The organism is Chloroflexus aurantiacus J-10-fl (assembly GCF_000018865.1).
Taxonomy (GTDB): Bacteria; Chloroflexota; Chloroflexia; order Chloroflexales; family Chloroflexaceae; genus Chloroflexus; species Chloroflexus aurantiacus.
Map to the genome: position 1 here is coordinate 423,395 of NC_010175.1, position 12,625 is coordinate 436,019.

General features: G+C 55.1%; 9 protein-coding genes and 1 riboswitch. Of the genes, 5 read left to right on the forward strand and 4 right to left on the reverse strand.

Annotated features, from left to right (window positions below):
• Positions 1-30: 30 nt before the first annotated feature.
• From lysW to argC, 3 genes are all read left to right on the forward strand, one after another.
• Positions 31-198: a lysine biosynthesis protein LysW gene (gene lysW / locus CAUR_RS01705; protein WP_012256240.1), complete on the forward strand. Its 168-nt coding sequence runs from the start codon at positions 31-33 to the stop codon at positions 196-198.
• A 62-nt stretch (positions 199-260) separates the two neighbouring features.
• Positions 261-1,109, forward strand: a complete 849-nt coding sequence (gene lysX / locus CAUR_RS01710; RefSeq protein WP_012256241.1) for a lysine biosynthesis protein LysX — start codon at positions 261-263, stop codon at positions 1,107-1,109.
• A 129-nt stretch (positions 1,110-1,238) separates the two neighbouring features.
• Positions 1,239-2,273: an N-acetyl-gamma-glutamyl-phosphate reductase gene (argC, locus tag CAUR_RS01715; RefSeq protein ID WP_012256242.1), complete on the forward strand. Its 1,035-nt coding sequence runs from the start codon at positions 1,239-1,241 to the stop codon at positions 2,271-2,273.
• A gap of 114 nt (positions 2,274-2,387) precedes the next feature.
• On the opposite strand, the gene CAUR_RS01720 is transcribed toward argC, so the two are convergent.
• The 3 genes from CAUR_RS01720 to CAUR_RS01730 form a co-directional block, all read right to left on the reverse strand.
• On the reverse strand, positions 2,388-2,660 hold the full coding sequence (locus CAUR_RS01720; protein ID WP_012256243.1) for a hypothetical protein: 273 nt from the start codon (positions 2,658-2,660) through the stop codon (positions 2,388-2,390).
• 1,125 nt (positions 2,661-3,785) lie between these two features.
• Positions 3,786-4,811: an SPFH domain-containing protein gene (locus CAUR_RS01725; protein WP_012256244.1), complete on the reverse strand. Its 1,026-nt coding sequence runs from the start codon at positions 4,809-4,811 to the stop codon at positions 3,786-3,788.
• A gap of 14 nt (positions 4,812-4,825) precedes the next feature.
• Positions 4,826-5,845: a glycosyltransferase family 2 protein gene (locus CAUR_RS01730; RefSeq protein WP_012256245.1), complete on the reverse strand. Its 1,020-nt coding sequence runs from the start codon at positions 5,843-5,845 to the stop codon at positions 4,826-4,828.
• 222 nt (positions 5,846-6,067) lie between these two features.
• Positions 6,068-6,129: riboswitch (Fluoride riboswitch) on the forward strand.
• A 44-nt stretch (positions 6,130-6,173) separates the two neighbouring features.
• On the opposite strand from CAUR_RS01730, the gene CAUR_RS01735 reads away from it, so the two are divergent.
• The gene (locus tag CAUR_RS01735) at positions 6,174-7,706 is read left to right on the forward strand and encodes a MutS-related protein (protein WP_242605022.1); all 1,533 of its coding nucleotides are present in this window, start codon (positions 6,174-6,176) and stop codon (positions 7,704-7,706) included.
• Positions 7,703-9,220, forward strand: coding sequence for a MutS-related protein (locus CAUR_RS01740; RefSeq protein ID WP_012256247.1), 1,518 nt, complete (start codon positions 7,703-7,705; stop codon positions 9,218-9,220). The genes CAUR_RS01735 and CAUR_RS01740 overlap by 4 nt, the downstream gene beginning before the upstream one ends.
• Before the next feature lie 529 nt (positions 9,221-9,749).
• Here CAUR_RS01740 and polA read toward each other — a convergent pair.
• The gene (gene polA / locus CAUR_RS01745; RefSeq protein WP_012256248.1) at positions 9,750-12,578 is read right to left on the reverse strand and encodes a DNA polymerase I; all 2,829 of its coding nucleotides are present in this window, start codon (positions 12,576-12,578) and stop codon (positions 9,750-9,752) included.
• Positions 12,579-12,625 lie beyond the last annotated feature (47 nt).

Below are 12,625 nucleotides of genomic sequence, written 5' to 3' on the forward strand. Positions count from 1 at the left end.
GATGATCACTACATCAGAAGGAGTAAACCCATGCAAGCTGAATGCCCTGAATGTGGCGCAACCATCGCCTTACCCGCCGGAACCATGGCCAATGAGATCGTCGCCTGCCCCGATTGTGGCGCAGAGCTGGAAGTCGTGAATCTTGATCCGCCCACCCTCGCGCTGGCGCCTGAAGTCGAAGAGGATTGGGGCGAATAGGAATAGTTGTTCAGTGCGGAGTCGTCGTCCACGACTCCGCTCACTGCCAGGGAGAAACCATTATGCGCATTGCTGTTCTTTGTTCGCGGATTCGCGCTGAAGAAAAACTGCTCTTCCAGGAGCTGGAGCGCCGTGGTCTCGATTATGTCAAAGTTGACGACCGCGAGCAGATTTTTGATCTGCATACCACAACCTATCCCTTCGATGTTGTACTTGAGCGCTGCATCCAGCATAGCCGGGCCCTCTACATGCTCAAAATCTTCAACGATGCCGGCGTGCCTACGGTCAACACCTATCACGTAGCGCTCACCTGTGGCGACAAATTCCTGACCACGCAGGCCCTTATTCATGCCGGCGTCCCCACACCACGCTGCCTGCTGGCATTCACCCCGGAAAGTGCCCTCGAAGCCATGGAGCAACTCGGCTATCCGGTTGTGCTCAAGCCGGTGATCGGCTCGTGGGGGCGGATGGTGAGCAAGATCAATGATCGCGATGCTGCCGAAGCCATTCTCGAACATCGTGATGTTCTGGGCAACTATCAACACTCCATTTTTTACATTCAGCAGTACATTCACAAACCGGGGCGCGACATTCGCAGCTTTGTGATCGGCGATGAGTGTATCGCCGCAATTTACCGCACCAGCCCGCACTGGATCACCAACACTGCACGCGGTGGCGTTGCCACCAACTGCCCGGTTACCCCAGAACTGGCCGACATCAGCGTGCGTGCTGCCCACGCCGTCGGCGGTGGGGTAGTGGCGATTGACTTGCTGGAAACGCCCGAAGGTGAGCTGCTGGTTAATGAAGTCAACTACACCATGGAGTTCCGCAATAGTATCGACACCACCGGCGTTGATATTCCGGCCCGGATTATCGACTATGTGCTAGAGGTTGGGCGCGGGCGCGGCTAGCGTACCACACAGGATAGATTTCAGCACAGACGAAGAGCGAATGTCTGCTGACGGCCAGACTCCGACGGATTACAACCTGTTTGCAGGACTACCACCCAGCAGAGTTGGCCGTTGTACGCAAGGTGTTGTATGAGCTTACGAGTCAGCATTGTGGGGGCAAGCGGTTATGTCGGCGGAGAACTCCTCCGCCTCCTGCTCGATCATCCCCACGTATCAATCATACAGGCTACCAGTGCCCGCAATGCAGGACGGTATCTCTACCAGGTACATCCCAACCTGCGCGGACGCACCAACCTGCAATTCGTCCACCCTGACACCCTGCAGCCGTGTGATGTGCTCTTCCTGGCCCTCCCACACGGCGAAGCAGCTCAGGCTATTGAACGCTACGCCAGCCTGGCCGAACGGATCATCGACTGTTCAGCCGATTTTCGCCTGCGCGATCCGGCAGTGTACCAGCAATGGTACGGGAGCGCTCACCCGGCTCCGGCATGGCTCGAACGCTTCGTGTATGGGCTGCCCGAAGTTAATCGGGCGGCGCTGACCGGTGCTCGCTACGCCAGTGGGGTTGGCTGCAACGCCACAGCCACCAACCTTGCCCTGTTGCCACTGGTTGAAGCGAACCTGATCGACCGCAGTCGCCCGATCATTGCCGACGTGAAAGTCGGCTCATCGGAAGGTGGGGCCACCGTTAACGAAGCCAGTCACCACCCCGAACGGTCTGGTGCGGTACGCTCCTTTGCGCCGGTGGGACATCGCCACCTCGCCGAAGTCGAGCAAGTGACCGGCCTGCGCAATGTGCATCTCTCAATTACTGCCATTGAGCTAGTGCGTGGCGCACTGGCAACAGTTCACGCTTTCGCCAGTCGCGAACTGAGCGAGAAGGAACTCTGGCAGGCCTACCGGACATTTGCCCGCGAACAGCCGTTCATTCGTATCGTCAAAGAGCGGCAGGGCATTTACCGCTATCCAGAACCAAAGATTCTGGCCGGCACCAACTACGCCGACATCGGCTTCGCGTATGAACCGGCGACCGGGCGGATTGTGAGTATCTGTGCTATCGACAACCTGATGAAGGGTGCTGCCGGCAGTGCCGTGCAATGTATGAACCTGATGTGCGGCTTTGCGGAGACGACAGCCTTGACATTTGCCGGTTTACATCCGTAAGGCGGAGGACAGCAGAGCGAAGCTGTATCTGAACTCATAGCTGTAGCCATTACCGGGCAAGAGACACAGAAAAGGGCGCACCGTTGTGCGCCCTCAACAACCGAAGCCTGTTTGTTATTCCTGCTCGTGACCGGTCAACGTCTGATCGGCCAGCTCAGCCTGCAACGCCTGAATAGCAATGAGCAAATGGCGTTCACGCTCGGCAAGGGTTGTCGCCATAGCGCGCGCTGCCGACAACTGGGCCGCACGAGCCAGAGCAGTCGCTCCAGCCGGAACTGCTTCATTCTCCAGACGCGCCACCGACTGCCGGGCCCGTTCAAGACCGGGGCGCAGGCTATTCAACCGTGCCGTTAAAACCTCGATGCGCTGACGAACGTATCCTTCCATCGAACACCTCTCACATACATTCGCCGGGCGCGTCAGGAGCGCCGCGGCGACAATGACCAGAGCGGCACCGTCGCCGCGACCTTACCATTATAAGTATACTGTGATTGCACGCTTTTTGCAATGTACTTGCAGTAATAATGCACAGTTATTATCAATCACTTTGCCAATATCATGCAAGCAACACTAGAACTTATTTCATAAAAGCTGTACGGTCGACCATTGCCCAGGCTTGTGAACGCTTGCCAATGACCAACGATAGCCTATCCTGCTCCCAGTCTGCCAGTATGGAAGCGAGGAGCGCTGACGATCATCGCCAGTGCCATCACTCGTTGGATTGGGTGCCTTACTCGCCTGTCATGCGTGTGGCGCAGCGTTTGGAGTGCGGCAGCCATGCTGCCGCGCCAGCCGTGCTTACGATCTGGCGCGTGACACATCGTTGACCCGGCTGGAAACAAGGAAGCTGTGTGTGCTCGTCACGATCATGGAGTCGGTCGGTAATAGGAGATGTTTTTTTGAAATAGGTTCTAATTCCTCTACCGGTCTCGCTCGTATCGCCCCCCACCCCAACCCGCTTCCGCTGGAGGCGGGAGTTATCGTTCCTCAACTCTCTGGCGTCACCCTGCGGGGACGAACAGAAAATATGTCTACCACAATTTCTGCCACATCAGGACGCTCCCTGCGCGGCGCTCTGTGCTCGCCTTACCAGCGCTGCACCGGGGGTGAGAGTGTTCATGGCATCGCCAATCCCTCTACCGGTCTCGCTCGTATCGCCCCCACCCCAACCCGCTTCCGCTGGGGGCGGGAGTTATCGTTCCTCAACTCTCTGGCGTCACCCTGCGGGGACGAACAGAAAATATGTCTACCACAATTTCTGCCGCATCAGGACGATCCCCGCGCGGCGCTCTGTGCTCGCCTCGCCAGCGCTGCGCAGGGAGAGGGGCCGGTGGTGAGGGTGTTCAGAGCGTACCCAAGCCCTATCTCTTGCATACGCTCCCACGTTCTGTCCGCTCTTGAACGACACTGGAATCGGGCGTTCCTCACCGTACAATGAACCGCGAGACACGCTGGGATCAGGGTGGCAGTCATGTGGTGCGCGAAGACTGCCACCCGCGTCCGCAATGACCGCTACGGACTGACCGATGGCTCGGTTGGCGCAGGCGGAGTTACCGATTGGCCGGCACCGGGTTGCGGGATTACCAGAGCCTGACCTTCCCCAGCCTGATTATTCAGCAACAGTGTCAGGTTGGTATTTGGATCCACAAACCAGATATTGCCGTTCGCCATCATCTGCACCAGCAACTCGCGCTTACGCAGCTCAAACAGCTCTGGATTTTCGCGCCAGTAGCGGCCTTCGATAGCCCGCACCTGTGCTTCGCGATTCGCTGCCTCAAGCGCGGCAGCCGTAATACCGCGTTCACGGGTCAACGCAACCAATGCCTCCTGTTCAGCCTGGAACAGGTTATTGGCCTGTTGCGCCTCGATCTGCTGCCGTCGCTTCTGCTCGGTCTCGATCTGCACTTCGAGATTCGCCTTCTCGGCCAGCAACTGGGCATACGTCTCGCCAACCTTAATATCGAGCACCTTCACCGCCTCAATCGTAATGTAGAGCTGGTCAACCGGTGCGCGCTGACCATCGCCGGGAGGTGTCGTCAAGAAACGTCGGATGCGCTCGGCAAACGCTCCCCGGTCAGAAAGAGCCTCATCGAGGGTAAACTGCGTACTGGCACTCTTGAGGGCATCGTTGATAAAGCCATCGAGAAAATCGTTGAGCTGGGCATCGCTGACGCCAATTTCCGCATAAGCTGCGCGCAATGCCTGCTCGGTGGGCAGACGGCGAAAATCAACCTGAATATCGATGTCGTACAACTGCTTATCGCTACTCGCCACATTCTGTGAAATCTGACGTGACTGACGGCGAATATTGACCAGTTCGATCTCGGTAAACGGTGCGAAGGGACGGAAAATCGGGCCTGGGCCATGGACAGCGACAATACGCCCCTGCACCAATTCGATGGCCGCCTGTCCTTCATCCACCTGCACATACTTCATCGTGCTGAGACCAATGCCGACAATGATCAGCAACAGGATGAATCCACCGACCAGCGATAGCCGTGACGTCATCGATCCTCTAACTGGGGCGCGCTGCGACATACCACTCCTCCTGACTACTTAACAGATGTTGACTGTTCCATATGGGTTGTACGCACTGAAGCCGGAGAAGTTGCAGGTTCTTCTTCCACCCCCAGCGCTTCGGCCACAATGTAGAGGGGCCGTCCCTTTACCTCATCGTAGATACGGCCCACATACTCGCCAATAATGCCCAGTGAAATCAACTGCACAGCACCAAGAAAGAGGACACTGGCCAGCGTGCTGGCCTGACCGTAGAACGCCGGTTCCGGGGCAGACGGATCGGCAAGCCGCATCACAAAGACCACCAGCAAGAAGATCATACTGATGGCAGCCACAATAAAACCGAGATAGGTTGCCAACTGGAGCGGCAAATACGAGAAACTGGTAATCCCATCAAGCGCGAAGCGCAGCATCTTGCGCAGAGGGTACTTTGTCGTTCCGGCAGCACGGGCATGACGGCGGTAGGGCACACCGGTTTGCCGAAAACCGATCCACGCCGATAGACCTCGCATGAAACGGTGGTGTTCACGCATCCGCTTGAGTGCATCAACGACTTTGCGATCCATCAAACGAAAATCGCCGGTATCAACCGGAATATTGACGTTGGTGATACGCACGATGAGCCGGTAAAAGATCGCTGCGGTCGTCTTCTTAAACCACGTCTCACCTTCGCGCTCTTCACGTACACCGTAGACAACCTGATATCCTTCCCGCCAACGCGCAATCAGCTCAGGGATCACCTCTGGCGGGTCTTGCAGGTCAGAGTCGATCACAATCACTGCCTTCCCGGTGGCATAATCGGTACCGGCAGTAATGGCGATTTGATGACCAAAGTTACGCGAAAAGTTAATCACCTTAATGCGCGGATCGCGCTGATGCAGTTCCCGCATAATTTCTGGTGAACGATCACGACAGCCATCATTCACCAGTACCAGCTCAAACGGCTCGCCGAGTGGCTCAAGCGCGGCAATCACCCGGCGGCAAAACTCAGCAATCAGTTGTTCTTCGTTGTACACCGGTGCGACGACCGAAAAGGTTGGTTGTTGTTTTACCATACTGCCTCCACGCCATCAATGGTGATGGCTCTTCGTTGCGTTGTGCTGATGATAACAAATCTGGACGGGTTCATGTTGAGAAGGAGCACGGTTCAATACTTACGTCAAACGTATCGAGATTCACGCGTGGCTTTGAGATACTAAAAGAAACGTAGATCTGGTCTGTCAGGTTAAGAAAACAGATTTGACACCGGCTGAGTAGCTGATAAAATGAGATTAGACAATCGATTGGGTGATGAGGCTCACCCTCAACTGCCATTACGGCTGATAGCCTCTACAGGGAAACGTTTTCTCTGTAGAGGCTTTTATTTTTGAATCGATAAGAGGCATGATCATGGTTTCGCTCAGTATTCTTCACTACCACGACGGTCTCCAAACAGAAGCAACCAGCCAGCCTGATTTCTTTCCCGATCTAAACCTGGATCAGGTGGTAGAAGCCATCACAAAACCCGGACAGGAGTACAACTTACAACCCTTTTTCTGGACTCCCTTACGCGATGCTCAAGCCGTCCGCTACCGGCAAGAGGTGTTTCAGGACCTGGAAAAAGCTCCTATCCTGGAAGCTATCAAGCAGTTTGCGGAAGGTATGAGGGTGGTGCGACGTTATCTGGCGATGATGGAGCAACTTAACTTTGCCGATCACAGAAAGGGGTGGCTCCTGGAAGCAGCCCTGGTCTATTGTGACACCGTAACAACTCTGGCTCGCCATCTCGTCGATCTTCCCTTGAGGTCGAATGGCCTTTCGACTTTCCGAGAACATCTGACAACCTGCATTCAGTCACCGGCATTCCGTTCCCTGGCTACCGATAGTCAACACGTCAAAAACGCCCTGGCTGCCATCAAGTATAGCGTGATTATCGAGAGTGGCAAGTTCAGCGTAAAGCGCTACGAGGGCGAGGTAGATTACAGCTCGGAAGTGGAACATGTCTTCAGCAAGTTCAAACAACGTGATGCCCAGGATTATCTGGTACACCTTCCAGAAAGAGCTGGAATGAGTCACATTGAGGCCAAGATCCTCGAGTTCGTCGCCAGGTTATATCCCGAACCCTTCGAGGAGCTAGACCGCTTCTGTACGGAGCATAACCAGTTTCTCGACGAGACCATTCGCACGTTCGACCGCGAGATTCAGTTTTACGTGGCTTATCTGGAATATATCGCCGACCTCAAACGTCAGGGGCTACCCTTTTGTTATCCTCACGTCAGCGCAACGAGTAAAGCAGTCTATGTACGCGATGGCTTCGATCTGGCCCTGGCTCATGCCTGGCGTTACGAACAGAAGACTATCACGCTGAACGATTTCTTCCTGACAGGCCCGGAACGCATTCTCGTCGTCACCGGACCCAATCAGGGAGGGAAGACGACATTTGCTCGGATGTTTGGGCAGTTACATTATCTCGCTAGCCTCGGCTGCCCTGTTCCGGGCCGGGAAGCAGGTCTGTTCCTGGCCGACCGCATCTTTACCCATTTCGAGCGCATAGAGGATAGTCAAAATCTACGGGGAAAACTGGAAGATGATCTGGTCCGTATGCACAGAGCACTCATCCAGGCTACCCCTGACAGCATCTTCATCCTGAACGAAATTTTCTCCTCCACCACTGTTCAGGATGCACTTTTTCTAAGTAAGGAAATTATGGCCCGGCTGACGGATCTGGATGTTTTGGGTGTTTGGGTGACGTTCCTCGACGAACTGGCTTCGTTGAGCGAGAAAATGGTCAGCATGGTGGCATCGGTAGACCCCAATGATCCCGTCAGACGCACATTCCAGATCATTCGCAAACCCGCCGATGGGTTGGCCTATGCTCTTTCATTGGCTCGTAAACATGGGCTGAGCCGTGAACAACTTCAGGAGCGAATACGATGATGAAGGTTTTTTTACTGCACCCCGATCAAGACTTTGACCCGTCGACGCCGTTGCTGCCTAATGTAGATGACCTGACGCAAGACTTGTCATTGAACATCTTGTTTAAGGCTATGGCTCGCGGCGACACGTTCTTGTTTCAGGTCGTTCGACAGGTTGTGCTATCACCCCTGGATGAAAGCGCTTCAATCCTCTACCGACAGGAGATTCTGAAAGATTGCCTGAAATACCCCGACGTGGTCAGACAAATGTACCTCATTCCGTTGACATTCCTCGAACGTAAACACAAACGGTGGTTGTGGATTTCGTTGCGTCATTCCACCCCTACCTCAATCCTGAGCAGCGCTCGCGAGTTGCTGGCAGCCTCACTGGACTTGCTGCGTCAGTTGCGACTGATCGCCGATCAGCATGTGAACACCTTCGAGTCGCAGGGTTTCCGCCGCTTTTTCACCATGATTCAGCGGGAACTGGACGACGACTATCTAAACCTTGTGGAAAAACACGTTCAGCAACTTCGTTTTTCCAGAGGTACTCTCCTTAGTGCGCAACCAGGCAAAGGCAATGAAGGCAGCAACTACGTTCTCTGTTACCCGAACGACGCAGACCAACATTGGCTTCAACGCATGCTTACCTCGCACTCACCAACCTATTCCTATACCCTGCACCCTCGTGATGAGGCAGGAGCGCGCATACTAGAGGAACTACGTGATCGGGGACTTGCCCGTGCAGCAAACGCCGTTGGTCAGGCCGCCGAGCATATAGAAAGTTTCTTCAGAGTGCTGCAATGGGAATTGGCTTTCTATATCGGCTGCCTGAACCTTTACGAACAACTAACCGCTCTGGGCAAGCCTGTGACCTTTCCGCAGCCTGTGCCGGCTCACGAGCGCCGACTCTCGTGTGCAGAATTGTATGATGTCACCCTGGCGTTAACGCTTGGATCATCTGTGGTGGGAAATGATATCTCTGCTGATGGAAAATCGCTGATTATCGTTACCGGTCCAAACCGCGGCGGCAAAACTGTCTTCCTGCGCAGTGTTGGCGTGGCTCAGTTGATGATGCAGTGTGGAATGTTTGTCCCAGCCGAATCGTTCCTGGCTAATCTGACGACCGGCCTGTTCACGCACTTCAAGCGCGAAGAGGACAAGACGATGGAAAGGGGCAAGTTTGAAGAAGAGCTTGCGCGCATGAGTGTGATCGTTGACTACCTCACTCCAAACGCATTACTTTTGCTGAACGAGTCCTTTTCCGCCACCAACGAACGTGAAGGCTCGGAGATTGCCAGACAAATTGTCAGCACTCTGATCGAGAAGGGTATCAAGGTATACTTCGTTACCCATTTGTATGAGTTTACCCGTTCTTTCAACGGAGATAACATTCTTTTCCTGCGCGCCGAGCGATTGCCGGACGGAGAGCGTACCTTTAGGCTCAAGGAAGCCGATCCACTGAAGACCAGTTATAGCGTGGACTTGTATTACAGAATATTCGGTACGGAACAACAACAGGAGATGACGGACTGAACCAGACCACTAACCCACACTAAATAAATGACGCTTTTCTTTGCACGGCGACTGAACGTTGCCGTGAGCATCTGATAGATGTTTCATCTTGCCCGCGGAGGTGAAGCCTTCTGAGGAAATGGAGACGCAAAAAGAAAGCACTTCCTGGAGTCGCGGGGAGTTTGCCGGATGTGCTGACCCTGAACGCCGGCTATCATACCCCTACTTGTGGAGAACTACGGAGAGATGCAAAGCCAGCCTCTCAAACCGCACCATCGTCTGTTGAGCAGTCGATGATCTTCCGCTATCTAGCAGTTGCGGCTACCGTCGTCCTGATTTTGGTTCCAACTTCACATCTTTGCAGATCAACCTATGCCGAATACGCTGGGGCAGCCTTTACAGCCTACCAGTTCGCCGCACCGCAAGTCGGGCTGGACACGTCTCGACTATCGGCATTGCCGACCGGGTAGGATTGGCTTATTTCGCGCAATCTTCCCGGCACTAACCGCAATCGCAACCTCCGCTATCAAGGGTCTGATCTACCTCTCACCTAGCCCATCGCCAGTGGACTCATCTCATCCCAATTCGGGCCAACTTCGAGATTAACGCTTAGTGGTACGACCAAATCACGGTACACACTGCTCATTACGTCACGCAAGAGCCGTGCGGCTGGCTCAACCTCATCTTCTGGAGCCTCGGCGATTAATTCGTCGTGTACCTGTAGCAACAGGCGTGTGCGCAACCCCTGCTCACGCAGTGCACGATGCACATTGACCATCGCCATTTTCATCAGATCGGCAGCAGTGCCCTGAATGGGTGCATTAATCGCTTCTCGTTCGGCAGCAGCACGTCGTGCACCACTGGCGCGCAGGTCTTCCATCACCCGACGACGACCAAAAAGGGTTTGTACATACCCATGCTGCCGTCCAAATTCGAGCGTTTGATCAATGTAGCGGCGAATACCGGGGAACTGAGCAAACAGATTATCGATCAGTTGGCGGGCCAGATCACGTTCGATCCCCAACCGCTGGGCCAGACCAAACGCACTGATCCCATAGATCACGCCGAACACCACCGTCTTCGCGACGCGCCGTTGATTCTTATCGACTGCTGTCGGTTCAACCCCAAACAGTCGGCTGGCCGTGGCCGCGTGAATGTCAAGCCCCTGCTGAAATGCTGCGATCAGGTTCTCATCACCACTCATATGGGCCAGCACCCGCAGCTCGATCTGCGAGTAGTCGGCAGCCACAAAGCGCCAACCGGGTTCAGCGACAAAGGCACGCCGAATCTCGCGCCCTTCCTCAGTGCGTACCGGTATGTTTTGCAGGTTGGGATTATTCGACGACAACCGCCCGGTGGCCGCACCAAGCTGATTGTACGAGGTATGAATGCGTCCGGTCCGTGGATTGACCAGATCAGGCAGTGCATCGATATAGGTGCTCTTGAGCTTCGTCAATTGACGGTAGGTCAGAATATCGGCAGCAATCGGATAGAGCTGGCTCAGCTCTTCCAGAACCTCCGCCGTAATCGAGTAGCCACCACTCTTGAGCTTGCTCAGACCGTGTGCACGGGGATCAATTCCCAATCGTCCAAACAGCACATCATTCAACTGTTGGCCGGAATTGATATTGAACGGGCCACCGGCCTGTTGATAAATCCGCTCGACCAGATCGGCAATCCGTTGCGCAAAATGCCTGCCCAACTCGCGCAAATACTCCTGATCGAGACGGATGCCAGTTAGTTCCATGTCGGTCAACACCTCGATCAGCGGTAATTCAACCCGGTAATACAGATCGTGCAGCGCAGGTTCAGCCTCTAACTGACGCTGCAAGCGCTCGGTGAGCCGCAACGTGTAGAGGGCATCGGCCGCCGCATACGGAGCCGCCTGCTCAACCGGCACCTCAGCAAAGCTAATCTGCTTATTGCCCCGCCCGATCAGGTCTTCAATCGTAGTAGGCGGCTCTGGGAGTTTCAACTCGTAGAATGCCAGGTCTTTCAAACCCTGCCGCTTGCCCAGCATGGCCGCTGCAATCATCGTATCGAATGCCAGTCCGGACACCTTGATCCCGGCCCCGGCCAGAACCTCCATATCAAACTTGGCATTATGGGCAAACTTTGGCTGCTGAGGATTGGCAAAAAACGGGGCCAGCGCAGTGACAACCTCTCCACATGGCACCTGCGTCTCGGATTGATGGCCGACCGGAATGTAGCAGACGGTATCGGGCGCGATAGCAATTGAAATCCCAACCAGATCGCTGGCAACCGGTTGCAGACTGGTACATTCGGTGTCGAACGCAAAAGCCGGCGCATTGCGGAGACGCGATACCAGATCGGCCAGCGCCGTAGCATCTCGCACAATTGTAACCGGTGGCGGTTCGGCTGTCGGCTGAGCGGGTTCCGACTCGCCGGCAAAGAGCGAAAGCTGCGTTGGTGCAGTCGTGAGTGGTGCAGCGGGCAGATCGGCAGGCAGTTCGGCCAGTGTCGGTGCCTGAACGACCGAAGGTAGCTTCTTGATCAGGTTTGAGCTAACGCCAAACTCCAACTCTTGAAAGAGGGCCATCACTGCCGAACGGTCGTAGACGCCGATGCGGGCAGCTTCCAGATCGAGCTGTACCGGCACATCGGTGACAATCGTCGCCAATTGGCGCGAGAACCGCGCTGCCTCGGCCTGCTCGCGGAGTAATGTCTGGTAACGCTTCGGCGCAGCATCAATCTGCTCAAGCAATGCGTCGAGTGAACGAAACTGCTTGAGTAAGGCAATCGCCCCCTTCTCGCCAATCCCGCGCACACCGGGGATATTATCTGAGGTGTCGCCCTTCAGACCGCGCAGATCGGCCAGTTGATCTGGCTCAAGGCCATCGTACCGCTTACGCACCTGCTCCAGATCGTAGAGCGTGACACTTGTCTTGCCGCCGTAGGGATTGGCTAATGCCACCCGCACGTGATCATTCACCAGTTGCAACACATCAGAATCGCCGGTGAGAATGATGGTATCAACACCGCGCTCCGTCGCCTGACGGGCCAGCGTCCCAATCACATCATCGGCCTCGTACCCTTCGGCGGTGTAGATTGGGATATTGAGCGCCTGTACCAGTTGCTTAATCCGTTCAAATTGGGGATAAAACTCTTCTGGTGTCTCGGCACGCCCGGCTTTGTATTCGGCGTAGAGATCGTCACGAAAGGTACGCCCAACATCGAAAGCAACGGCGGCGTAATCGGGACGATACTCGGCCAGTGCAGTCAGTAGAATTTGCGCAAAACCAAAGACGGCATACGTCGGCTCACCACGGGACGAACGTAACCCACTCTCGCGCAACGCAAAAAACGCCCGATACGCCAAAGCGTGACCATCAACTAACACCAATAGCGGATACGCCATAGACTGTCTCCAATCCGCACAGATTTGCTAGTGAATTATACCACGGC